General features: G+C 38.5%; 21 protein-coding genes and 3 tRNA genes. 10 read left to right on the forward strand and 14 right to left on the reverse strand.

What is annotated here, in order from left to right:
* Nucleotides 1-6 precede the first annotated feature (6 nt).
* The 4 genes from FTV11_RS05200 to FTV11_RS05215 all read right to left on the reverse strand — a co-directional run bounded on the left by FTV11_RS05200 (nt 7) and on the right by FTV11_RS05215 (nt 6,100).
* Nucleotides 7-375 (reverse strand): MbcA/ParS/Xre antitoxin family protein, encoded by a 369-nt coding sequence (locus tag FTV11_RS05200; protein WP_004974310.1) that lies wholly within the window; start codon nt 373-375, stop codon nt 7-9.
* Between the two features lie 90 nt (nt 376-465).
* Entirely contained in the window at nt 466-3,429 is a 2,964-nt protein-coding gene (locus tag FTV11_RS05205; RefSeq protein WP_180073540.1) for a site-specific integrase, read from the reverse strand.
* Nucleotides 3,426-5,606 carry a hypothetical protein gene (locus FTV11_RS05210; protein ID WP_180073541.1) on the reverse strand — a complete coding sequence of 727 codons (2,181 nt, stop codon included), beginning with the start codon at nt 5,604-5,606 and terminating at the stop codon, nt 3,426-3,428. Before FTV11_RS05210 ends, FTV11_RS05205 begins: the two co-directional genes overlap by 4 nt.
* Nucleotides 5,603-6,100, reverse strand: a complete 498-nt coding sequence (locus FTV11_RS05215) for a hypothetical protein (RefSeq protein ID WP_180073562.1) — start codon at nt 6,098-6,100, stop codon at nt 5,603-5,605. Before FTV11_RS05215 ends, FTV11_RS05210 begins: the two co-directional genes overlap by 4 nt.
* A 309-nt stretch (nt 6,101-6,409) precedes the next feature.
* Here FTV11_RS05215 and FTV11_RS05220 point away from each other — a divergent pair, with 309 nt between their 5' ends.
* Nucleotides 6,410-6,673 (forward strand): hypothetical protein, encoded by a 264-nt coding sequence (locus tag FTV11_RS05220; RefSeq protein ID WP_168369839.1) that lies wholly within the window; start codon nt 6,410-6,412, stop codon nt 6,671-6,673.
* A gap of 69 nt (nt 6,674-6,742) precedes the next feature.
* Here the strand turns inward: FTV11_RS05220 and FTV11_RS05225 are convergent, their stop codons facing one another.
* Nucleotides 6,743-7,057 (reverse strand): hypothetical protein, encoded by a 315-nt coding sequence (locus FTV11_RS05225; RefSeq protein ID WP_180073542.1) that lies wholly within the window; start codon nt 7,055-7,057, stop codon nt 6,743-6,745.
* 100 nt (nt 7,058-7,157) lie between these two features.
* On the reverse strand, nt 7,158-7,487 hold the full coding sequence (locus FTV11_RS05230; protein ID WP_180073543.1) for a DUF4236 domain-containing protein: 330 nt from the start codon (nt 7,485-7,487) through the stop codon (nt 7,158-7,160).
* A gap of 151 nt (nt 7,488-7,638) precedes the next feature.
* On the opposite strand from FTV11_RS05230, the gene FTV11_RS05235 reads away from it, so the two are divergent.
* The 7 genes from FTV11_RS05235 (at nt 7,639) to FTV11_RS05265 (ending at nt 18,240) form a co-directional block, all read left to right on the forward strand.
* Nucleotides 7,639-8,229: a bifunctional 2-polyprenyl-6-hydroxyphenol methylase/3-demethylubiquinol 3-O-methyltransferase UbiG gene (locus FTV11_RS05235; RefSeq protein ID WP_004895771.1), complete on the forward strand. Its 591-nt coding sequence runs from the start codon at nt 7,639-7,641 to the stop codon at nt 8,227-8,229.
* Between the two features lie 2 nt (nt 8,230-8,231).
* Entirely contained in the window at nt 8,232-9,293 is a 1,062-nt protein-coding gene (locus FTV11_RS05240) for an HNH endonuclease (RefSeq protein ID WP_180073544.1), read from the forward strand.
* Nucleotides 9,294-9,610: 317 nt separating this feature from the next.
* The gene (locus tag FTV11_RS05245) at nt 9,611-11,179 is read left to right on the forward strand and encodes a type I restriction-modification system subunit M (RefSeq protein ID WP_180073545.1); all 1,569 of its coding nucleotides are present in this window, start codon (nt 9,611-9,613) and stop codon (nt 11,177-11,179) included.
* Nucleotides 11,179-12,441, forward strand: coding sequence for a restriction endonuclease subunit S (locus tag FTV11_RS05250; RefSeq protein WP_180073546.1), 1,263 nt, complete (start codon nt 11,179-11,181; stop codon nt 12,439-12,441). Before FTV11_RS05245 ends, FTV11_RS05250 begins: the two co-directional genes overlap by 1 nt.
* Before the next feature lie 9 nt (nt 12,442-12,450).
* Complete coding sequence (locus FTV11_RS05255; protein ID WP_180073547.1) at nt 12,451-14,103, forward strand: RNA-binding domain-containing protein; 1,653 nt, start codon at nt 12,451-12,453, stop codon at nt 14,101-14,103.
* 93 nt (nt 14,104-14,196) lie between these two features.
* On the forward strand, nt 14,197-17,073 hold the full coding sequence (locus FTV11_RS05260; RefSeq protein ID WP_180073548.1) for a type I restriction endonuclease subunit R: 2,877 nt from the start codon (nt 14,197-14,199) through the stop codon (nt 17,071-17,073).
* A 234-nt stretch (nt 17,074-17,307) separates the two neighbouring features.
* Complete coding sequence (locus FTV11_RS05265; RefSeq protein WP_180073549.1) at nt 17,308-18,240, forward strand: IS5 family transposase; 933 nt, start codon at nt 17,308-17,310, stop codon at nt 18,238-18,240.
* A gap of 301 nt (nt 18,241-18,541) precedes the next feature.
* Here FTV11_RS05265 and FTV11_RS05270 read toward each other — a convergent pair whose 3' ends face one another.
* The 5 genes from FTV11_RS05270 to FTV11_RS05290 all read right to left on the reverse strand — a co-directional run bounded on the left by FTV11_RS05270 (nt 18,542) and on the right by FTV11_RS05290 (nt 21,561).
* The gene (locus FTV11_RS05270; protein WP_180073550.1) at nt 18,542-19,288 is read right to left on the reverse strand and encodes an ATP-binding protein; all 747 of its coding nucleotides are present in this window, start codon (nt 19,286-19,288) and stop codon (nt 18,542-18,544) included.
* 10 nt (nt 19,289-19,298) lie between these two features.
* Nucleotides 19,299-19,841 (reverse strand): DUF1376 domain-containing protein, encoded by a 543-nt coding sequence (locus tag FTV11_RS05275; protein ID WP_180073551.1) that lies wholly within the window; start codon nt 19,839-19,841, stop codon nt 19,299-19,301.
* A gap of 69 nt (nt 19,842-19,910) precedes the next feature.
* Entirely contained in the window at nt 19,911-20,159 is a 249-nt protein-coding gene (locus tag FTV11_RS05280; RefSeq protein ID WP_180073552.1) for a hypothetical protein, read from the reverse strand.
* Nucleotides 20,152-21,333 (reverse strand): Arm DNA-binding domain-containing protein, encoded by a 1,182-nt coding sequence (locus tag FTV11_RS05285; RefSeq protein WP_130130608.1) that lies wholly within the window; start codon nt 21,331-21,333, stop codon nt 20,152-20,154. The genes FTV11_RS05280 and FTV11_RS05285 overlap by 8 nt, the downstream gene beginning before the upstream one ends.
* Nucleotides 21,334-21,345: 12 nt before the next feature.
* Nucleotides 21,346-21,561, reverse strand: a complete 216-nt coding sequence (locus tag FTV11_RS05290; RefSeq protein WP_004684369.1) for a hypothetical protein — start codon at nt 21,559-21,561, stop codon at nt 21,346-21,348.
* A gap of 110 nt (nt 21,562-21,671) precedes the next feature.
* Between FTV11_RS05290 and FTV11_RS05295 the strand changes: the two genes are divergently transcribed.
* On the forward strand, nt 21,672-21,881 hold the full coding sequence (locus FTV11_RS05295; RefSeq protein ID WP_084792783.1) for a helix-turn-helix transcriptional regulator: 210 nt from the start codon (nt 21,672-21,674) through the stop codon (nt 21,879-21,881).
* A 451-nt stretch (nt 21,882-22,332) separates the two neighbouring features.
* On the opposite strand, the gene FTV11_RS05300 is transcribed toward FTV11_RS05295, so the two are convergent.
* The 3 genes from FTV11_RS05300 to FTV11_RS05310 all read right to left on the reverse strand — a co-directional run bounded on the left by FTV11_RS05300 (nt 22,333) and on the right by FTV11_RS05310 (nt 22,650).
* Nucleotides 22,333-22,408: transfer RNA gene (locus FTV11_RS05300), tRNA-Gly, on the reverse strand.
* Nucleotides 22,409-22,454: 46 nt separating this feature from the next.
* Nucleotides 22,455-22,530: transfer RNA gene (locus FTV11_RS05305), tRNA-Gly, on the reverse strand.
* 47 nt (nt 22,531-22,577) lie between these two features.
* Nucleotides 22,578-22,650: transfer RNA gene (locus tag FTV11_RS05310), tRNA-Gly, on the reverse strand.
* 241 nt (nt 22,651-22,891) lie between these two features.
* On the opposite strand from FTV11_RS05310, the gene FTV11_RS05315 reads away from it, so the two are divergent.
* On the forward strand, nt 22,892-23,203 hold the full coding sequence (locus FTV11_RS05315; RefSeq protein ID WP_078191519.1) for a BolA family transcriptional regulator: 312 nt from the start codon (nt 22,892-22,894) through the stop codon (nt 23,201-23,203).
* Nucleotides 23,204-23,209 lie beyond the last annotated feature (6 nt).

The following is a 23,209-nucleotide window of genomic DNA, read 5'->3' on the forward strand; positions in this document are numbered from 1 at the left end:
TATATCTTAATATTTACCCTGAAGCCGAAGCCCTTCGACTACGTTTAATATAGTAATTAATCCCTGAGTAGTCTGAATCTGTTCTATTGGAATGCCTTTGGTTAACTTATTTGGTGCCTTCATAAAATGCTGCATCCATTTAGCCTCTCCACCTGTTAAAGCATCTAGTGATATTGCAATACGAATTAAAATAATTGCGAGCTCTCCCTGACTTGAATCAGGATCTAACTCAAGCGAATTTAAAGTTTCTATTGAATCTAAATTGAGAATGATAGCAAGCTGGCCCTGTGTCAAACCAAGTTGATTTGCAGATGATAAAACAGCTTTAGCTAATACCTTTTTTTGTTTTGCAATTTTTTCTGGTGTTTTATGCATGACTGATCTCTGTTTCAGACGTTGCTGATATCTAGAGTTTATACTATTTGATTACCATTTCTCATAGTTCAAATTTTTATTACAAACAGCTTAAAGATGAGAAACTATCATGAGATACATCAGTAATTTGAATACCCCAAGTGCTTTTGCCTCTTTACCTTTGAAGCAGAATTTAATTCGCCTTTCATTTTCATTCAGGCTGAAGTTTTCTGCCCGTAATGTTAAATCCTGTAATGTCTTTTTGAGCTCTGTCTTGCTCTGCTGAGAGAGTTCTAAATGAAGATATTTTTTGGGAAATAAGCTATGAATAAAAGAAAGAAGTTTCTTCAGTTGCCGTTTTTCATTCAGTTCAAAAATTAACTGGGCTGAATTTGGCTGAACTTTTTCAAGATAAATTGAGTAGATCATATGAAGCTGTTTTTTATATTTACTTTGTACATTTGCATAACGCTCCTGGACATGGTGAATGACCTTTTTCTCCTCCTGATTGGTTGGCAACATGGTAACTAATGCAGCAGGAGTTTTCCTTAAAAAATCTGTGGTAAATAACCTCGATGATTTTTTTTGGTTTACACAGGAGGTTTTCAAATGCAGGGCTCTGGCACGTAATTTTTGTGCGATTTGCAAAGGAATGCCTTCAGGTAACAGAAGATCTTGCTCTTTTTCTACTGCAAGAATGTGATGCAATAATTCAAAAGTCATCTCTGAGTCATGAGCTCCTAGCATCAGTGAATCAGGCGATTTCTGTTGCCTTTGTTGATATTGATGATCATGTTGCCTGTAACGGTCTTTAGTGAGTTGATCAAATAAAAACTGTTTGATCGCCCGCTGCTGAACAGGATATTTAATAGAATCATCATGTTTCAGAATATTAAAATAGGCTTCTTTAGGAAGCGGGCTGTGCATTTGATTCAGCTGGTAGCTAATTGCCAGATGCATTAAATGCAGATAGCTTGAACAAGTGGTTTCAGGCGTTAGGTGCCCGGCAAAATGAGAGAGTGCATACCAGGTTTGCTGACTATTTCTGTTTCGCAACAATGCATAACGGATACGTAATTGCTCATGTGGGCTATAGTCAGTAAATGCATCTGCAAGTGTTGAGTTTTTTAAAATCAGGTAAAGATGATTAAATGCAGAATGGCGCAGACTATGGTAAGTAAAATTGTGTTCTCCAAAAACTGGTTGGATCAATTGTTTAAATAGGGAATTCACTTCATTTTCATGAGTTTCCTCTAAGGACTGTTTTAAAAATAGCGGTTGTGCAACTGATTTTCCTTGTTTTTTTAGCAGACGTTTTCTATTCTGACTATATGTTTTAAATGCATGTAATTCGTCGGCTTTAAGTAGATGATGCAGGGGAATTTTGCGGTAAGCTGAGTAGCTTTTTTGATTTTTATTGCGATTGTTGCGAATGGTGAGTATCACTGCATCTTCACTAATAAATAGATCACGTACGAAGATATTTAATGTTTCATTGATCCGTAGTCCGACTCTGAACCCTAGAATAAAAATCAGTTTAAATATATTTTTATCCTGAATCGAAATATCTTGAGTATTTTCGAGCTGCTCTAGCACGTGGTGAAAAATATGGGGCGAGATCAATGCTGTTCTGCAGATTTTTACCTGGATTAAATTATCTAGATCGATAGTAGGTGCTTTAAAAAATAAGGTCTGTTTGTGATGAAACTCCTGTAGACGTTTTTGTAAAGTCGCTCTAGTTGTTTCTTTCTTTAATAAAAGCATTTCTCCATACAGATCTTCAAAATCAGCATCTGAAAATGATGAAATATCTTTGTCTTGCGTTGCCTGCAGCCAATGGACTGCAAACTGTGAAAACATGGTATTTAGAGAACTCTGCTTAATTGGCTGAAAATCTGCTTGTATAAGCTTACGTTTAAATCGTTGCAACTGTTGGATAATTTGATTAAGGCAGTCAAGTTGTGCCTCTGTTAATTTTGAGCGCAGAATAGTCCATAGCAGTAAACGCTCCAAGGCTGGAGGTTGTTCCTTGGCATATAATTCTATGAGTCGATCGCTATAGTTTTTTGCACGAATAGCTTGACGTATTTCTACTAAAGCATCAGCTATATCCATTGAAATATTGGTTATAGAGGGAGCCTGATGGTTTTCATAAGTATTCTCAATCTTATTGTTATTAGGATGAGCTTGTTCAACCTGAACAAAATAAGCTGCTAATTGTTTTTCGAGAGGACTGGAACTGTAAATTTCATTTTTTAAGATACAAATGGACATTTGATCCAGCCCGCTGTTTTTCAGGAACTGTGTATAGTAAAAACCGTATTTTAACAGGTCTTTACAACGCACCTTTTCCTCAGGGAAGCATTCAATAATACAAGCGTTAATCAGATGTTCTGCATCTTCAATATCCGAAAATAAATCAAATTTTTGATGTTTTAGTCTGTAGATCCAGCATTTCACAATATCGTGTAGCACAAACGTTTTGGTATAGCTGACTGAAAAATCAGGGTTATTTATACGCTGATTACCGAAATTCCGGTTCGGGATATCAAGTGAAACAATATGATTCAGGTTTAAAAAACTTTGAAATTTCTTTGTTTTTAAAATGATTTTTAAAAACTTTTGCAGTTCGGCATGGTTATAAATGCCATTAAATAATATTGAACTGATCAAGCAGAAGCCAAGTGATTGGGTTGGACTGAAGTCATTATGTCGTGTCCAGTAAGCAATCATATTTTTGGCAAATTGATTAACTTTTTTACCATGTTTTAAGGTTTCAATATTTTGTAGTGGCAGAGACCTTTCGTGCCTCACGGGGGCAGCAGGCACCGGATAGTGGTGATCCGATGAAAGATTAAAGCGCTTGATATATTTAGCAAATTCTATACGTGCTATTTGGTAGCTTCGGATATTGGATTTACAGCGCTCTAAAAGCCGGTCATCAATTTGTCGATAAACTTCAGGATAATTTTCAAGTGTCATCTCTGAGCATTTTTCGCTAAATAATTGCAGAAGAAACGCTTTTCTCTCTCTATGTTTCTTTAATCGTTTGAGCGAGTGAGGATGTTTGCTCATGTAATCATTATTCCTGTGAAATTTGACATGCTTTTAAGTTCTAAAATTTCGACCAGCTTGTCTTGTGCTGCTCTAATTTGATCGTAATCTGTTGTCTCAAAACCTGAATAGCGGTTAAACAGTTCCTGCATAGCTTCGTCATGACCAAAGATGCCTTTTATTAGATCTTCATTGCAGTATTGGGCAAAAAAATAGCGAGCGAAGTGGCGGGTCCAATTGCGCTGTAATGCTATTTCAGTACAGTATTTTTGAATATCAGAAAGTTCCAGATTTCGGACATATCCTTTCGAATCGTAAAATAAGAGCAAGAGATGTTCACCATCGAAGACCTCTTGGATTGCTTGTACTTGTTCTTGCGACAGATAGGCTTTAGTGAGGTGCAGAAAATGTTTCAAATACTTTAGGTAATGCTGTATTTCATCACGGAGAAAATTATTAAAAGGTAAATAGCGTCCAATGGTACTCGAATAACGCTGCTCTTTATCTGCAACTGCCATCAATTGGTTGTCAAGGTCAATATAATCTAGATTGGGTGGGAAGGACTCACTCGGCCGTGCTGAAGTTGTCAGCATGCAAATATGCCAAAGCCAGATTGAATAATGATTTAAAGTCTGAAAGGGATTGGGATTATTCCGAACTTGGTGGTCAAGCTGGTAAAAAAAAGACTGGACGAATGGGAGATCCGGTACTTGCTGACTGCCAAACGTAATAGGGGATTTAAATTCCTCAATATATCCAGTGTCAAGCTGAGGACCAACCAGATCAAGTGTTTGAATATAAATATCTAAGATATCAATAATTTTTGTTGAAAAATAATGGCATGGAGTGTAGTTGTTAACATTCTCCCCAGCGAATAATTTACTTTCTAACTCATATCCTAGTTCATTCAATGTAATATCACTGATTAAACGAGGAAGATTTTGAGCTGTTAAAGGGAAAGTAATATCATCGCTGATTCTACGTAGATACTCTTGCACATCAGAAGCAATATCAGCTTTATCCCAATTTTTTAACTGAAAGATTTGATCTAAATAAACTTTGGGTAAGGGTATTGTAAAAGAATTACCAATGTTGAGCATATATTCTTTTAATAATGCATCTTTAAATTTAGAGTTATCAATACTTTGCTTGAAAAAACAGTTTCCATGAGTAAAACGGATTTCTTTACTTTTTGAGCTTAGAAAGAAACGAGTTCTGAATACCAGTAGCTCTTCATAATGCGTGAAACTAAATACTGAGAATAAAAGCAATGCATGAATTGGAGAGTTTTCTGCCTGTTCTAATAAAATTTGCATAATGTACTGTGCAGTAGGCAAATCGAAGACATGAGGATTTGCCTTGCTCATTAATTCATTCTTGTTTTGATGCAGAATTTTGTTTTTGAGATTATTGATCTGAGCTGTAATAGAACATTGCTCTAGTGAATTGAATTCAAAATTATGGTCTTCAACTTTTTCTATAGTTTTATCCTCACGTGGTTGTTTTGCTATACCGCGTTCAAAATGAGTCTGATGAGTTTGCTCATAATCGAGAGTTATTTTTGATGTCTTCCTAACATCGGTTTGAGGAGGCTCTTGGACGCTTGGATTATTTTGTCGGTGTCTTTTTAGACGATCTGATTGAGTATACGCATACGTATAAATAACGCGGATATTTGCCAGTTGTCCAATTTGTTTTGCTGTTAATTTTGGAGTAGAACGTTCAAGTAAATCTTTATTCTCTACTTCAGTTTCATTTAAAAACTCAAGCAGATCCTCCAAATCCATAGGAAGAGCTGGTAAGAAGCTATAAAGCCAATGGTATTCCCGCTTTGTGCTGGCTAAACGAAAACGCATACAAAGATTAGCTACAGTGGAGGCATGTTCTTGGCTATCAAGCGATTCAATACATTGAGTATTGAAAATGGCCCATTTCAGTGCATTAGCTTGATAGGCTGAAGGGGTGTTGATCACTGCAACAAGGTAATGAACCAAAGGATATTCACTGATTGATTTGTCTGCAAGTTGTTGATTTATAATATTGTTGATTTCAACGATTTCAGTAGGTTTAATGAAGTCATTGAGTTTGATTGAATCCTGATAATTTTCCAGCTTTGCTTTTGCTAATTTTTTATAGAAGTCTCGAAATGGCTCAAGCTGTAATGCCTGAGTATCTACTAAATAACTATATCCGTTCATGATGAAATTCCCGCCAGAATTTTTTCTAATGACAATGGACCTGTATAATTTGAAATAGAACTTACCGGACTTTTGGATTTAGACAGCCCTGATAGTTCTCGTAGATGATTGACAGTTAAGGCTTCCTGACCGAAAACTTCCTGAAGATGTGCAGCTAAGTATTGTTCATTTAGCCAATGTGCGATGATATCTAAGCCATGAATTGAGTGATGTAATCCGGAACACAGTAAGCCCCTTACTTCGCTTAAAGCCTGGATGGTGAATTCGTAGGAATTATTTTTCTCATAAGCTCTGAACTTCAATTCAGTTTTGTTTTTATGGTGAAAATGAGCATAGATCCAGCTGAAATGACTACTAAAAAAATAGAGATCCGGTTTATTAGTTGTAAGGAGTGGGATGTCGACATGCTGTTTAAAAGTAAAATCCAAATGATAGTTTTGCTGTTTTTCATTAAGCTGGAAAAATAAGGCGATCCAAACTTGGTAGGCGTGCATACTGTTTGGATAGCATATTAATTGCAGATTTTTTGTGGGTACGCGGTAATAGGATATGCTTTTCTTTTTTACAGACATACAGTGATACTTCCCCATATTTGTGCCAAATGGCTGAAAATAAAACAATAATATTCATATAATTTTCAATAGTGGGACAATGGCTAAAAATACCATATATTGTGTTTTTATATTATTTAAATAACTATATATAGTTATTTGTTGTTTGTAAAAGTGTGATTTAAATCAAAAATAAATAAGTTTTTTCTAAGCAGGGGACAAATTTAACTTGATTGATACCGGGAGCCGTATATGGAAATTAAACAACTGAAACAGGTAGAAGTCGTTACCGATGTTTTATGTGATGTATGCAACCAATCAACGAAATTGGAGTTTGGAACTTTATCGGCACATTGGGGCTATGGCTCCAGGCATGACGGGGAAAGATATGAGTTGCAGTTATGTGAGAAATGTTTTTTTTATGCCTTGGCGACATTAAAAAAAGAGCGAGCAGATGAGTTTATGTTTGATGAAAATTTTGACCCTTCGACCCTAGATGGGTTTGGGTTGAAGTGAACCTATCATCGTGACAGGTTCTAAGAATCCAGAAAATACTGACTCAGATTCAAGCCAGCAACTTCATTTTTAATGGCGAGTAAGGGATTCAGGAAAAATATTGCTCTTTGCTTCGATGTCACTGAGTTCAGAAAAGGCTTGAATACCGCCTGCGGCTTTAATTGCATCTAAAGCGACAGATAGAGCTTCCTGATCTGACAGGAACGTTTCATCCCATACGGTAGAAGTACCACTTTGGCTCACCACTTCCAGTGTCCAGTCACTATCAGGTAATCGATAAATTAGAATTTTAATTTGCTCATTATCCTCTTGTAAAACATGAGATAAGGGAGAGTCGATTAAATCATTTTCATCATAATCCAGAGTACTGTCATTATCAGACATCAGCGGCAGCCTTTATTGTATTTAACATCCGTCCATAGTAATGAATGAATGAAATTTTGCCTAGCGGAATGAATATTATGGGTACAAAGCGCAGCTAATTCTAAAAAATAATAGCCCCGACAATAAAACAAAATAATCCAAAAAATACCCAAATCCAGACATTCGATTTGGGTTGCTCGGTATCTGATGTATAGACAGATTGTTGTTCCTGAGCAGGATTTTTTTGGTTGCCAGCTCTGTTCGTATAAGGTCGATGCTTTGAATAAGATAAGCCTGTGCCTGGAATACCAACGCTGGTTCGGGTGCCTTTTTTGCCAATATTTAAAGAAGCACCAGGTTTGCCAATGCTTGCACTGCTGATGCCTTTATGCGTCAGATTGATTTTTAATCCAGGTAATATTTTAATACTCTTACGAAATCTGAAGCCCATATTTTTTCCATTTACAAGAACCAGTTTGGTTTCTATCTCAGTTGTCCGGATACAGTGAAATAAGAGTTTGATTCATTCATAGGACTGATCATTTGACTTATCTAGTGAAATATCAGTATGTTCTTTAACATAAGATATTGGCTTTTAGACAATGAATCAAACATCAAATTATTACAATCAACATGCTCAAGCATTTTTTGAAAATACCTATCAGGTTGAAATGGAAAGTCTTTATGCACCATTTCTAAGATATTTGCCGGAACAGGCATTGATCCTGGATTTGGGCTGTGGCTCGGGGCGGGATACTTTGGCATTTAAGAAAAAAGGCTATCAAGTTGAGGCAATTGATTATTCTACCGAGCTGGTTGAAAAGGCGAGAGAGCTGACAGGCATCGAGGTACGTCAGCAAAGTTTTTATGAGCTGAATGAAGTAGCTAAGTATGATGGGATTTGGGCCTGTGCTTCTCTTTTACACTGTGAAAGAGATCGCCTGACTGAAGTGCTGGCGCGCATATTTAAAGCATTAAAGCCAAATGGTGTGTGTTATATGTCTTTTAAATATGGAAATACAGATCGTGAGAAAGAGGGGCGTAGCTTTACTGATCTAAATGAGCAGCAAGCTCATGACTTACTCAAACAAATCGACCAGGCTTTACTTTTACAGCAATGGATTACAGTAGATAAACGTCCAGACCGTACAGAAGAGTGGTTAAATATCCTGATTAGAAAAATGCAGGCTTAGCCATGTTGTTTAGTACAGCTGAAATACCAACACCTCAAGAACAGCTGAAATTTTTGAAGCATATTCAGCAGATATTGCAGTCAGGGACTTTTACTTCGACATATAAGTTTGCTTTGCTGATAAGTATCACGCGTCTGGCGATTGAACAGGGTCAAGATACTGGTGCTGCCTTGCATTTGGAATATCAAGATATTGCTGAAAAGTTTATTGACCTGTACTGGAAACAGTCACTGCCGTTTCAGTTTAACCAGTATGAGCCTTTTACTATTCATCAAAGCACTGGTAAGCAGGCAAAGATCATCAGTGAAATTCAGAATGCACAGCAACAATTCAAAACGCTGGCTGCGTTAAGAAAAGACCAGTTTCACTGGAATCAGCTCAGAAAAGTGGTTGCAGCGACCGTCAAGCAAATGCCGGTGGTGTATTTGCAGAATCTGAATGGTCAAACCGTAGAGTTTCTCTATCATCTGCAGGATTGCAAACAGTCACTTAAGCTGTTGCCCAAGGTGATGTATTGCTTAAGACAATTCAGTGAAATTATTGAAGAGCTGTGCCAGAAGCGCTGGATTGATTTTGTCCGACTGAACAAGCAGAACCTAGTTGTACTTGATGGCTTGCCTGACCTAGATGAATTCATGTTTGCTCCAAGTCGTAATCAATTGGGGCAGGTCGCGGACTTCTTAATCGACTTACAGCAATGCCAGTGTTTTTACTGTGGCAAAAGCCTGAAAAACTCAAAATATGCCGTGGATCATTTTATTCCTTGGTCTCTATATCCTGCCGATACCGGGCATAACTTTGTTCTGGCGGACGACAAATGTAATTCACAGAAAAGCAATTATTTGGCATCCGGGCAATTCTTGGAGCAATGGATGGAACGTAATCATCTGCATGATCAGGCGATTAGTCGGGAGATTTCGCAACTCGGTTTTTTGACTGATCTGCAGCGTTCACATCGGGTTGCAGACTGGGCCTATCAGCAGGCGATTGAGCATGAGTATTTAGTTTGGTTGGGGGGCAAAGATAAACAGATATTGGCTCATCCTATATCTGGTGTCTTTTGAGACCGTTATTCTTTGCAGAGATTCTGTTATCCCAAGACCAATATTTTCAAGAACAAATTGAATATTCAGCAAGATAGTATTCTATAGACAGCTGAATTAGAGCTTTCAGCCCTTACAGACTTTTAACTGGAGGCCTTCATTCTCACAATATGCTGCTACAAAATTTAGAATATTCACCTGTTTGGAGATTGAATTGACAGATCACTTGGCTTGAGCACGGAAATTTATGTCCTTTTCCATCTTTTTACTGCTACATGATTTAGAATTTTAGGTAAAATCATTTGATTAATGATTCACTTAATTGGACTTCTATAACAATGACCCAGGTGCAACTGCAACAATTACAAAAACAACTTTGGAATATTGCCAATACTTTGCGCGGCACCATGGGCGCCGATGAATTCCGTGATTACATTCTGGGTTTTATTTTCTTTAAATATTTATCAGAAAAGTCGGTGAAATTTGCCAATGAATTGCTCGATGGCGAAGACCTCAGCTTTTTAGAATTAGATGAAAATAATCCTGAGCATGTGCCGTACATCGAAGAAATTAAAAAGAATGCCATTGCCGAAGTCGGTTATGCGCTCACACCAAAACAACTATTCCATACCTTAGCCGAGCGTGGTCGTCAGGGCGAATTCATTTTGGATGATTTAACTGCAACCTTAAAATCGATTGAACAAAGCACTTTAGGCACCGACTCTGCCGATGACTTTGCCAACCTGTTTGAAGATTTGGATCTAAACTCGACCAAGCTTGGCAATAATGCCAGTGACCGTAATGCACTGGTGGCGAAAGTCCTGAGTCATTTAGATGATATTGATTTTGATATTAGTAATACTGAAGCCGATGTACTGGGTGATGCTTACGAGTACCTGATTGGTGAGTTTGCCTCAGGCGCGGGCAAAAAAGCGGGGGAATTTTATACACCGCAAACCGTATCGACTTTACTGGCGAAGATTGTCACCCAAGGCAAAGACCGTTTACGTTCAGTCTATGATCCGACTTGTGGTTCGGGTTCGTTGTTACTACGGGTAAAACGTGAAGTTAAAGATGTCGATATGATTTACGGTCAGGAAATGAACCGTACTACCTACAACTTGGCACGCATGAACATGATTCTGCATGATGTGCATTTTGCCAAGTTCGACATCAAGCAGGAAAATACTTTAACCCGTCCGCAGCATTTAGATAAAAAGTTTGATGCGGTGGTGGCGAATCCGCCATTTTCTGCAAAATGGTCTGCCGATCCGTTATTTTTACAAGATGAACGCTTTGCCGCGTATGGCAAATTGGCGCCAAGTTCCAAAGCCGATATGGCTTTTGTACAGCACATGCTGTATCAACTGGATGACAATGGCACTATGGCGGTGGTGTTACCGCATGGCGTATTGTTCCGTGGTTCGAGTGAGGGCGTGATTCGTCAGTATTTGATTGAGCAGATGAACGTGGTGGATGCCATTATTGGTCTACCCGCCAATATTTTCTATGGTACTTCAATTCCGACCTGTATTTTGGTGTTGAAGAAAAACCGTGAGCATAGCGGCAATATTTTGTTTATTGATGCCAGCAATGAGTTTGAAAAGCAGAAGAATCAAAACAAGTTATTGCCTGAGCATTTGGATAAGATTGTTGCGGCATTTGAACAGCGTGAAAATATTGAAAAGTATGCGCATGTGGCGACCTTGCAAGAAGTCAAAGATAACGATTACAACCTGAATATTCCGCGTTATGTAGATACCTTTGAAGCGGAAGCCGAGATTGATTTAGATGCGATTGCAAAACAGCTTCAAGCTTTGGAAGTTGAGAGCCAAAAGACCGATGCCATCATTGCAGATTTTTGTAAAGAGCTAGGCATTGTTTCACCGTTTGCGGAGGTGAAGTAATGGCTGCGCCAAAGTTAAGATTTAAAGAGTTTGATGGGGACTGGAACAAAAATACTATTGGTAATTTTGTATTAAATTACAAAGGTGGTGCATCTCTAACACCAGCAGATTTTGTAGAATATTCAGATTGCGAAGTTATTCCTAAAAAAGCTATATCTTCTGGTGGATTACTTCAATTGGATAAAGTTGTTCCAACTTTTTGCACTCTTGAATTTTTTAATTCAAATCAAAATTATATTGTAGATAGTGAATATTTAATTACAACTCTACGAGATCTTGTGCCTAGTGGTCCAAGTATTGGTTATATCGTTAAATATGAAAGTAATAAAAAATATATTTTAGCTCAAGGTGTTTATGGATTCAGAATAAAAAATGATCTTAATAGAGATTTTTTAATCCAGTTCTCAAATACTTCTAAATTTAGACTACATATGCAATCTATCATGGTTGGCAGTACCCAAGTGCATATTAGAAATCAAGATTACTTTTCTACTGAGCTTTATACTCCGTCGTTACTTGAACAAACCAAAATTGCTTCTTTTCTTTCCGCAGTGGATGAAAAGATTAGCCAACTCACCCAAAAACATGAACTGCTCAGCCAATATAAACAAGGCATGATGCAAAAGCTGTTTAGTCAGCAGATTCGTTTTAAAGCGGATGATGGGAGTGAATTTGGGGAGTGGGATTTTATTGAACTAGGTACAGCTACTGATGTGACCAAATTAGCAGGCTATGAGTTTACCAAACATATTGTTTATAAAGACTCAGGTAATTTAATTGCTTTACGTGGTCTTAATGTTAAAAATAATAAATTAGATTTATCAGATGTAAAGTATATTGATGATAGTGATTTGAAAATGTTAGGTCGAAGTAAATTATATATTGATGATCTAATATTCACATATGTAGGAACGATTGGTGATGTCGCATTAATCCAAGAAAATGAAAAATTTTATTTAGCTCCTAATGTTGCTCGGATACGAGCTAATAAAGAGTTATTGAATCCTGTATATTTATTGCAATATTTTAATGAAACAAGTTTTAGGCGTAATGAAATCGAGAAATTTATTGCAACGAGTTCCCAGCCAGCTCTGTCAATGACAAATATTAGAAAATTTCACATAGCTAAACCTTGCCTAGATGAACAAACCAAAATCGCTAATTTCTTATCTGCAATTGACCAAAAAATTGAAGTCGTGGCACAGCAAATTGAACAAGCCAAACAGTGGAAAAAAGGCTTGTTGCAGCAGATGTTTGTGTAGGGGGAAAAGATGACCGATTACTTTCAAAATCTTGTATTGCAATTGCTCCAAGAACCCAGTGAGCAAGAATGGTTAGAGTTTAAAGAAAACTACCATAGTGCCGAAGAAATTGGAGAGCGTATTTCTGCCCTATCCAACGGTGCATGCATACGCAACAAGCGGTACGGTTATTTGATTTTTGGAGTGAAAGACCATGATCACAGTATTGTTGGTACTCATTTTAATCCCAAAAAACAAAAAGCCAAAGGCAATGAGGATTTAGAGTTTTGGTTACTGACACGCTTAAACCCACGCATTGACTTTAAAATTCATGAACTCGACATTGATGGTAAGCATCTTGTTGTATTTGAGATTCCAGCAACTAGCTATGCACCTGTGAGTTTTTTGCATGAAGCCTATATTCGTATTGGGAGTTATACCAAGAAACTCAAAGACTATCCTGAAAAAGAAAAGCAAATTTGGCAAAGCATGTCTTCGGATTGGAGTGCAGAGATTTGCCAAGATGCGACACTTGAAGATTTAGACCCGATCGCCATTGCTACAGCTAGACAGTTATTCATTCGGAAAAACCCACGATTAGCTGAAGATGTCCCAACTTGGGATGACCTCACCTTTTTAAACAAAGCCAGAGTCACAATTAAAGGGAAAATTACACATACCGCTATCGTATTGCTCGGCTTGCCTGAATCAGCACATTTTATTAATCCTGCGGTAGCACAAATAACGTGGATTTTAAAAAGTGCTGACGGTGTAGAAAAAGACTATCAACACTTTTACACGCCATTATTGTTAGCTGTAGATGAGGTCTATCAGAAAATTCGTAACCTAAAATATCGGTATTTGATGGATGGGACGCTTTTCCCCGAAGAAGTCGACCAATATGATCCTTATATTATTCGAGAAGCATTAAGTAATGCGATTGCCCATCAAGATTATCGTATGCGTGGGCGAATTACGATTGTAGAAAAAGAAGATTCAACTTTAACTTTTCAAAACTACGGTAGTTTTTTACCCAAATCTATTGAAAACGTAATCTTAAACGATACACCTGAACAGCAGTACCGTAATACCTTCTTGGTCAATGCCATGATGCAATTAAATCTAATTGATACCATCGGCAGTGGTATCCGCAGAATGTTCATCAAACAACGAGAAAAGTTTTTCCCTATGCCTGATTATGATTTCGCAAATAATCGCGTACAGGTCAAAATTACAGGTAAAGTTTTAAATATAGATTACGCAAGGAAACTTGCCGAACTTCCTGAATTATCTTTAGACAATATTATTGCCCTTGATCAAGTACAGAAGAATCATTTAATTAATGATGAAGATGCCTACGACCTTCGTAAAAAAGGGCTTATTGAGGGGAGAAAACCAAATTATTGTATTTCGGCAGATGTTGCACAGCATACGGATCAACAAGCTGAATATTTGGATATGCGTGGGTTAGATGATCAGCATTATGAAGGCTTGATTTTGGAATATTTAAAAAAATTTGGACAAGCAAAACGCTCAGAATTAGAAAAGTTATTGTTAGATAAACTTCCTCAGGTTTTAGATGAACCTAAAAAAATAAATAGAATCAGAAATTTAATGCAGAAAATGAGACGTAACGGCTTAATTAAAACTGAAGGAAAAACATGGAAAATAGCTAAGAAATAACTAAAAAATAACTAAACTTAGCTAAAATAGCTAAGTTTAGTTATTTTTATACATAAGTAATTGTTAAGTATTAAATTAATTCAAAGGAATAAAATGACATTCCAAAGCGAATACCAACTTGAAAATGAACTGATTAGCCAGCTCAAGCAATTGGGATATGCTGCGGTGACCATCAAGGATGAGAGTCAACTACTGTCTAACCTCAAAACCCAGATTGAACGTGCCAATGGACTAGCGCCACTATCTGATACAGAGTGGAAGCAGGTCATTAGTTTTCTGAATACCGGCACGGTATTTGAACGGGCCAAGAATCTGCGTGATCTGTTTCCAGTCAAATTTGACGATGGAACTAGCAAGCACATCTTTTTTCTGTCGGATGATCCAAGCAAGAACATCTATCAGGTCACCAACCAGATCACCATTGACCACCGCGACTATAATGGCAGAACCAGCCGTTTTGATGTGACTTTACTGGTCAATGGTTTGCCTTTGGTACAGATCGAGCTGAAAAAGCGCGGTATGGAAATCGCCGAAGCCTTTAATCAAACCCAACGCTATATTCGTGAAGCGTATTGGGCTGGGCAAGGGCTATTTGGCTTTATCCAGTTGTTTGTGATTAGTAATGGTGCCAATACCCGTTATTACTCCAACGGCACCACAGGCATCGAGTTTGCCTTTCCATGGGCGGATGTCGATAACAAACACATCAATGAAATTGTCGACTTTGCCGAAGCTTTTTTCAATCAGCAGCATCTGACCCAAATGCTGACTCAGTACATGGTGCTGCTAGAAACCACCAAAAGCTTGATGGTGCTGCGTCCCTATCAGATTTATGCAGTACAGAAAATTGTGGAGCATGTGCAAAACTCCGATCAGAACGGCTATATCTGGCACACTACAGGTTCAGGCAAAACCCTGACCTCATTTAAAGCCAGTCAGATCATCATGCAAATGCCCGATGTTGAAAAGGTCTTGTTTGTGGTCGATCGTAACGACCTCGATACGCAAACCTCACGCGAATTTAATGCTTTTAAAGCCGACAGCGTCGACAGCACCGATAACACATCGACCTTGGTAAAACAGCTCGATCAACGTCATGACAAACTGATTGTGACCACCATCCAAAAACTCAATCGAGCCATCAGTACTGACCGATATTTAGAATCGATTGATTATCTTAAAAATAAAAAAGTGGTCTTTATTTTTGATGAATGTCATCGCAGTCAATTTGGTGAGACCCATCAGAACATAAAAAAATTCTTCAGCAATGCACAAATGTTTGGTTTTACCGGTACGCCTATTTTTGAAAAGAATAGCCAAAGCAAAGCAGGTTTAAAACTCACCACAGACTACCTGTTTAATGCGTGTTTGCATAAATACGTGATTGTAGATGCGATCCGCGACCGTAACGTCTTGCAGTTCCAGATTGATTATCGTGGCAAATACACCGCCAAAGGCATGGCGACGAATGAAAGTTATGAGGAAGACGTAGAAGGCATCGATACCAAAGAACTGTATGACAACCCACAACGCCTAGAAATGATTGCCCGCTACATTGTCAATATTCACGATACCAAAACCCGTAATCGTGAATTTACCGCAATGTTCTGTGTCAGTTCGGTCGAAACACTGACCCAATATTACGACCTCTTTGAAAAGGTGCAGGCTGAAAAGCAAATTGAAGATGAAGCACAAGGTCGGATATTTAAACCGTTGACCATTGCCACCATCTTTTCGTATGCGGCAAATGAGGCTGTACCGACTGATGACTTAACTGGCTTGATTCATGAAGAAGCCGCAGATATTCCAACTCAGGTCAACTCATCCAGTCGGGATAAGCTAGATCGCTACATTGCCAATTACAACCGACAGTTCAAAACTAACTACAATTCTGGTGATCAATTTTATGCGTACTACCGCGACATTGCACAGCGCGTAAAAAACAGACAGATTGATATTCTAATCGTGGTCAATATGTTCCTCACGGGCTTTGACTCTAAGCCGCTAAATACCTTGTATGTCGATAAAAACCTAAAATATCATGGCTTGATTCAAGCATTCTCTCGTACCAACCGTGTCTATAACGATAAAAAACCATTTGGCAATATCATCTGTTTCCGCAACCTAAAACGTGCAACGGATGAAGCGCTGGCACTATTTTCCAATAAAGAAACCACCAAGATCGTCCTTGTTCCAAGCTATGCGGAAATCGAACAGGATTACCAAGCAGCGGTGAGCAAATTGTTTGCCTTAACGCCCAATTACCAATCAGTCGATGATCTTGTTACTGAAGAACAGCAACTGGAATTTATTAAAGCTTTCCGTGAAGTGATGCGCTACAACGCGCAATTACAAACTTTTATTGAGTACGATCAAGACCAAACACAACTGGATAAACAGCACTTTGCGAATTTCGCCTCTAAGTATGCTGACCTATGCCGTGCCGTTAGAAAGACGACCAAGAAAGAAAAAGTATCGGTATTGGATGATGTCGATTTTCAGCTGGATTTACTGCACAGTGACCGCATTAATGTTGGCTATATTATCAATCTACTACAGCTTGTTGTTGATACGGACTCAGAGGACAAGCGTCAGAAGTACCAAGCGCAAATTTACGATTTAATCAGTAGCGATATTAGTTTGCACGATAAGCAAGACCTCATTCAAAAATTCATTGAAGAAAACATGCCGAAGATGATCAATGGACAGAGCGTCCAAACGGCTTTTGCTGCATTCTGGGATGCTGAAAAAGAACAGGCCTATCAGCATCTTTGTAAAGAAGAAAATCTGAAACCAGAAGCGATGAAGCAGGTTCTGGAGCATTATGAGTTCACCAAACGCCTACCACGTAAAGAAGAGTTGAAGGACTTACCAAACTATAAGGTTAAGCTGTTTGAGCGGGAGAACGTGTTTAGCAATTTGCTGGCCAAGACCCGGAAACTGATTGAAAAGTTTTATGTGGGGTTTTAAATTGTCAAAGAAGTAAAGCACCTTAGTGGTGCTTTACTTCTTTAGGTGTATGCATTTGTTCCACCCTTTCTAAGACAGTGGCAGAGAACGGTGTCAACGGCATTCTAAAATTGACCCCTTTGACCTCGTATTAAGTTTCAACCTGTGGCTGAATCCCTATTCTTTTTTTATCCTTCAAACGGCTTTGTTGCACAAACCTATCTGTAAAGGCTTTTTCAGCGATATAATTTTCAAATGAAGAAGCCTACACACAAAATCTATTGCACAACCAATTGGCCCGCATATAACCGAGCACTCATGAGTCGCGGAAATATTGCCATTTGGTTTGATCCTGCTACGCAATGGTATGCTCCATCAAAAGGCAAACAAGGGCGAAATCAAACCTACTCCGACGCAGCTATCCAATGCTGCTTAATGATTAAATCCTTATTCCGTCTATCTTTACGTATGGTCACTGGCTTTGTGCAAAGTCTGATTAAACTTTGTGGATTAAATTGGACCGCACCAGATTACAGTACGCTTTGCAGAAGACAAAAACATATTGATATTGCGATTAATTATCAAAAAAGCAGTGGTGGGCTTAACTTGCTGGTAGACTCAACCGGTCTAAAGTTTTTAGGTGAAGGTGAATGGAAAAGGAAGAAACATGGACCTGAATATCGTCGCCAATGGCGTAAACTTCATATTGGTATAGATGCTGAAACCCTTCAAATACGCGCCATTCAACTCACTACAAATAATGTGAGTGATTCACAAGTGCTTGGTGATTTACTCGATCAGATTCCACAAGATGAGCAGATTGACTCTGTTTATACCGATGGAGCTTATGACACCAAGCAATGCCGTCAGGTCATTGCAGATCGGCAAGCGCATGCGGTGATTCCACCTAGAAAAAATGCGAAACCATGGAAAGATACAAAGATCAGCTCGCTAGCGCGAAATGAATTACTTCGAACAGTTAAACGTTTAGGCAGGACATTATGGAAAAAATGGTCCGGCTATCATTGCCGAAGTTTGGTCGAAACTAAGATGCATTGCATCAAATTATTGGGGGATAAACTCAGTGCAAGAAAATTTGATAGCCAAGTCAATGAAATTCATGCACGTGTAGCAGTCCTCAACAGATTTACGGAATTAGGTCGACCACTTACCCAAGTTACGCCTTAAATTTGGCTCAATTAGGGGGGCTTTGTATTTCAAATCTTTGTGCAACAAAGCCTGTTGAAACCAAAAACAGATGTAAGTAAAGAATTAATGCAAATTAACCAGTATATACCTGAGCTTATTGAGAATTAACATGAACTGATTATGCTCTGACAAAGATATATTATGGTACTAGTTTTGATTTTTTTATTAGACCTTCAAATTAATTTAATTTAGGTTCTACTTGGATTTATCAAATTATTAAATTTTTATATGTAAAAAACCAATTATCTCGGAAGATAATTGGCTTGAGCAAAGAGTTTGGCTATCCGCTTATTCGTCGATCATCCCAATAACACGGTACTACAATCAAATTGTTTTCATGTAATCGTGACCATAATCGGACACCTAAATCCTGCTGCATATTTTGGACTGTGAAATTGGAAATCAGCAGGGTAGATTTCATATTGTCATAACGGCTATACAGAACCTTATGTACCATTTCCAGACGTTTCTCATGCCGGTCATGCAAGCCATATTCATCAATCACTAATAAATCAAAACTGGAAAAATGCTCGATAACTTCCTTTTCAGAGCGTGAAGCATCTGACCAGGTATCCATCATTTTTTGAGCAATTTCTGCACTGGTATAGTAGCGTGCAGATTTTGTACTGTTATGCAGAATGTTGCGAATAATTGATGCACTCAGATGGGTTTTACCTGTACCCGGCGTACCAATCATCAACATGTTCGGGTTGTGGTCAGAAATAATCTGCTGTGCAAAGGCCTGACATAGTTTGATGGCATTGTCTTGTGCAGGGCATGCAACTACATAATTCTTGAAGCCACGATCTAGGTAGCGTTTATTGAGCCCTGAATTTTTAATTTTCTGTTGTAGCAATCGCTGTTGCAGTTCATTCTCATAGGCTGCATGTGAGTGATGAACAGTTTCTTTGGCACACAATTTACAGAGCCTGTGACCAGCAATTTCCATCAGGGGTATATGATGGGTAGCGCAAAGTGTTTCCGTTGTTTCTGCGCGAAACTGGAGTGTTTTAAGCATGGTATTCATGACTAATCTCCTAAATCCACTTTGAATTTTCTAAAAAACTCTCATTTTTTTCTTCAAAATTTGAAGATGAAGATGAAGATGAAGATGAAGATGAAGATGAAGGGCATGATTCAAGCATGGCTTGAGTAATACTCGAGCTCTTCTCAGGAGCTGCTTGAGCATTTACTTTTCGTTGCTTGGTTGATGCTTGAGCATTACTAGCGGATTTCCCCCAACGTGCTTGAGCTGCATTTTTAGCTTTATCAGATTTCATTTGCTGATTTTGCAATGCTTGGCTTTTTAAACTGCTTAAGAAATTTGAATGAATCTGCTCAGACTCGACTTCAAACAATTCTAGGGCCATCAGCGTATTTAACAAAGTTTTAGCCTTGGTGTGCTGCGGTAATTTCGTGATGCTACATACAGTAGCTAGGTCATGAGGAATGGCACCATTTTTCCAGAAATCCATCATTAACAGCAGTGCCGCACCAATTTGTTCTGCTGTCATTCGTGCAAATTTTGCCTGTAGGTCGCCAATATAGAGTGGCATCCAAATTGAAATATCTTTATGCATGTGTTCACCTTTTTTATAGGTATAGAGGGGCTAAGGTCATCAATTAGATAACCTTGTATATTTATTTGATCAGGGAGCCAGGCTCATTAACCGGATGCGGGCCTGTTGGGCCAGGTCGTCGTAATGGGCTTGCCCTTCATCCAGCATTCGCTGTAACCAGAGTCTCAATGCTTGGTGGTCATCGAAGCATTTGTTGATCTCCAGCAAAAATGCCAGATTGTGCAGTTTGGGAATGTGTAGCTCATGGATTAATTCACGAGCGACCATATCTGCTTCAAAACTGACGACCACACCACCAAAGAAAGCTTTACTATTCATGTGCAAGCTCCTCTGTATTTAGTTTTTCCAGCATGGCTTCAAAAGCACTGCCATCACGACGTGTGACGTTTGGAATGTAGCGGCTGTAAACACGGAACAGCATTTCAGTGGTCGAATGACCTAGCTGACGTGCAATCCATTCAGGATTTTCACCAGCAGATAACCAAAGTGTGGCAGCTGTGTGACGTGTCTGATAAGCACGACGAGGCGTTAATCCTAAAAAGCGCAGGATAGGGTGCCATACACGCTTATTAACTAAACGGTAGTCTAGAGGACCACCATCACGGTTGCAGAAAACAAAACTGGATTTACCATTATTTAAGCTTTTCTGTTGCAGAAAGGCTTGGTACACCCGGTCATTCATCTGGATCGTGCGGTCAGAACCATACGTTTTGGTTCCACCAAGAACACCATTCACTAACGCTTCACGGATATGGATCTCACGACGTTGCAAGTCGATATTTTTCCATTGAAGGCCATCGATTTCACTGGTGCGCATACCCGTAAAAAAGCGGATGGTGTAATAAGGTTTAAAGTCGTCACGAACAGATGTAATAATTCGCTGAACTTCTTCAAGAGAGAAAGGCGTGACTTCAATCCGACCTTCTTTCAAACTTTTTATGTTTTTGTAAGGGCTATCAAAATCATATCGTTCGGATGCGCTATCTAGTATCATACGAAGTACTGTCATAATCTGGTTGATTCGTGATGGTGAAAGGCATTCTTGGTTATTTCCGTATGTCACTTTGGCGAGGGATGAACGGAATCCAAGGATGTCTGACTTTTTAATGTTAATAACAGGAATTGTTCCGAAATATGGAGTTAAATATTTTCTAATAACAATCCTAATTTTTTCTGCATAGCTGCTACGCCATTCTATTTCTTTATCAGCAACCCATATTTCACAGTACTTAGAAAAAACAGGTGCTTTAGAACTCACTGCATTGATTTGGTTTTCAGCAGCTTTAATTTCTGCCAGTCGAGCACTTTTGGGAAAATATTTTGCATAATCAAATACACCTAAGAGCATTTCAGCTTCCATACGTTCAATCGCTTTTTCAAGTTTTTTACGATTGTTAGGTGTATCTTCCATTGCAGTTGTTTCACGGCAACGCTTATTTAAGTACCGAAAATCAATTGTAAGCTTGCCGTATCTTGTACGGATTGAGGCCATGTGATTGAACTCCTATTGTAGTTGTAGGCTATGAAGAGAGCCGAACGAGGTTTTTGTCATATCTTCCTCAATGCGTTCCCAAACAAAAAGAATTTTGCGCCCACCAAATGGGCGAATGTAATGAACGCCTTCAAGTAAGACGCTATCTTTGAGTTGATTTCGGATAGTACGCTCGTTGTAATGAATTCGTTCCGAAAGTTCTTTTGTAGTAAGATACGTGAAGTTCATATGTATATCCTTTTAAAAAGTATCACAATGATGTTATTTAAGATTACAATGCAATACTATAAGCATTTAATACATCATGCAAGTACTTTATTACACAATGGTGGTAATTAATGATAGTTTGCAATTTGCCAGTCTTATTAGCAGAACGCAGAATGAAGGTTGCGGATGTTGCGCGTGAAACAGGGATGAGTAAAACCACTCTGCATAAACTTTATAATGGTCAATCGACTCGTATTGATTTTGAAACTATTGAGAAGCTCTGTTTATTATTGAATGTAGAGGTAGGAGATCTTCTGAAATTACAAGCTGAAGAATCTTAAGACGATGAAATATTTATGAAATTAAGGTGACCAAATTTGGTCACCTTAATTTTTTTAGAGTATTTTTGATTGTGGGACAAGTATGTAGATATTGAGTAAGTAGGGCTGAATTTTAAAAACTTAAAATGATCTGTATTTATCGAGAGTTTTATTGCGTGACCAAATTTGGTCACGATCCTATTTGATCTTGTAAAAATATTGAATTGAAAATAATAGAAGTCTAATGACATAGAAATTTTCGGTGGAATAATTTTTTAAGCAGTTTTAGAAAGGGGTTCTTATCTTTTTGATTTATTGAAGGCACTTTTTGGTCACTTATGGTCACCATGCAAATTGAAGACGTTGGGATAGACGTTATTTGAAAGCAGTCTAAAAAGCTTTCTTATTTTAAAAAATCTAATAAAATCAACAATAAAAAAGCCCCCATCTTTCGATGGGGGCTTTTTGAATTTGGAGCGGGAAAGGAGACTCGAACTCCCGACCCCAACCTTGGCAAGGTTATGCTCTACCAACTGAGCTATTCCCGCGGAGTCTATCCTGTTTTTTTACTAAAAAACTGAATCGAAAAAAATTTGGAGCGGGAAAGGAGACTCGAACTCCCGACCCCAACCTTGGCAAGGTTATGCTCTACCAACTGAGCTATTCCCGCGGAGTCTATCCAATTTTTTAAATAAAAAACCGAATGAAAAAATTTTGAGCGGGAAAGGAGACTCGAACTCCCGACCCCAACCTTGGCAAGGTTATGCTCTACCAACTGAGCTATTCCCGCATAGCCACGTATAATACATTAAGGATTTTTCAGGTCAATAACTTTATGAAAAACTGTGCATCGTTTGCATAAAATAAAAACAATTTGTTTGAAAATTGGAATATTTTTGCAGGTCAAAGGCTTCCATTTTGATGAAATCATGCAATTCAGGCGGTTTCAGCAACTTTGCGACACAAGAACTTCAACAAATACAGGCTATACTAAGACCAGTTGAACTTTTTTTGAATTTGGGAGAGCCGTTTTGAGTTTAGAACAGCAATTAATTGAGCGTCTACAGACATTAGCGCCTACACATCTTGAAGTGGTGAATGAGTCCGCAGGTCATGGTGGTTATTTCCCAGGTAAAGAATCGCATTTTAAAGCTGTGATCGTGAGTGAGGCTTTTGCAGGCTTGCGTTTGGTGCAACGTCATCAAAAAGTCTATGCCGCAGCCGGTGATTTACTTAGTCCGGGGCAAATTCATGCCTTGGCCATTCATGCGTTTTTACCCGAAGAATGGAAAGGTCAAGACACCACTAGCCCTGAATGTGCGCATGCACCCAAGTCATCTTAAGGTGAG

Source organism: Acinetobacter sp. YH12231 (assembly GCF_013417755.1).
Lineage (GTDB): Bacteria > Pseudomonadota > Gammaproteobacteria > Pseudomonadales > Moraxellaceae > Acinetobacter > Acinetobacter amyesii.

What these genes read in the sequence shown, in the direction of transcription:
- FTV11_RS05200 (WP_004974310.1), bottom strand. Translation starts at nt 375, where the DNA reads ATGCATAAAACACCAGAAAAAATTGCAAAACAAAAAAAGGTATTAGCT.
- FTV11_RS05205 (WP_180073540.1), bottom strand. Translation starts at nt 3,429, where the DNA reads ATGAGCAAACATCCTCACTCGCTCAAACGATTAAAGAAACATAGAGAG.
- FTV11_RS05210 (WP_180073541.1), bottom strand. Translation starts at nt 5,606, where the DNA reads ATGAACGGATATAGTTATTTAGTAGATACTCAGGCATTACAGCTTGAG.
- FTV11_RS05215 (WP_180073562.1), bottom strand. Translation starts at nt 6,100, where the DNA reads ATGCACGCCTACCAAGTTTGGATCGCCTTATTTTTCCAGCTTAATGAA.
- FTV11_RS05220 (WP_168369839.1), top strand. Translation starts at nt 6,410, where the DNA reads ATGGAAATTAAACAACTGAAACAGGTAGAAGTCGTTACCGATGTTTTA.
- FTV11_RS05225 (WP_180073542.1), bottom strand. Translation starts at nt 7,057, where the DNA reads ATGTCTGATAATGACAGTACTCTGGATTATGATGAAAATGATTTAATC.
- FTV11_RS05230 (WP_180073543.1), bottom strand. Translation starts at nt 7,487, where the DNA reads ATGGGCTTCAGATTTCGTAAGAGTATTAAAATATTACCTGGATTAAAA.
- FTV11_RS05235 (WP_004895771.1), top strand. Translation starts at nt 7,639, where the DNA reads ATGAATCAAACATCAAATTATTACAATCAACATGCTCAAGCATTTTTT.
- FTV11_RS05240 (WP_180073544.1), top strand. Translation starts at nt 8,232, where the DNA reads ATGTTGTTTAGTACAGCTGAAATACCAACACCTCAAGAACAGCTGAAA.
- FTV11_RS05245 (WP_180073545.1), top strand. Translation starts at nt 9,611, where the DNA reads ATGACCCAGGTGCAACTGCAACAATTACAAAAACAACTTTGGAATATT.
- FTV11_RS05250 (WP_180073546.1), top strand. Translation starts at nt 11,179, where the DNA reads ATGGCTGCGCCAAAGTTAAGATTTAAAGAGTTTGATGGGGACTGGAAC.
- FTV11_RS05255 (WP_180073547.1), top strand. Translation starts at nt 12,451, where the DNA reads ATGACCGATTACTTTCAAAATCTTGTATTGCAATTGCTCCAAGAACCC.
- FTV11_RS05260 (WP_180073548.1), top strand. Translation starts at nt 14,197, where the DNA reads ATGACATTCCAAAGCGAATACCAACTTGAAAATGAACTGATTAGCCAG.
- FTV11_RS05265 (WP_180073549.1), top strand. Translation starts at nt 17,308, where the DNA reads ATGAAGAAGCCTACACACAAAATCTATTGCACAACCAATTGGCCCGCA.
- FTV11_RS05270 (WP_180073550.1), bottom strand. Translation starts at nt 19,288, where the DNA reads ATGAATACCATGCTTAAAACACTCCAGTTTCGCGCAGAAACAACGGAA.
- FTV11_RS05275 (WP_180073551.1), bottom strand. Translation starts at nt 19,841, where the DNA reads ATGCATAAAGATATTTCAATTTGGATGCCACTCTATATTGGCGACCTA.
- FTV11_RS05280 (WP_180073552.1), bottom strand. Translation starts at nt 20,159, where the DNA reads ATGAATAGTAAAGCTTTCTTTGGTGGTGTGGTCGTCAGTTTTGAAGCA.
- FTV11_RS05285 (WP_130130608.1), bottom strand. Translation starts at nt 21,333, where the DNA reads ATGGCCTCAATCCGTACAAGATACGGCAAGCTTACAATTGATTTTCGG.
- FTV11_RS05290 (WP_004684369.1), bottom strand. Translation starts at nt 21,561, where the DNA reads ATGAACTTCACGTATCTTACTACAAAAGAACTTTCGGAACGAATTCAT.
- FTV11_RS05295 (WP_084792783.1), top strand. Translation starts at nt 21,672, where the DNA reads ATGATAGTTTGCAATTTGCCAGTCTTATTAGCAGAACGCAGAATGAAG.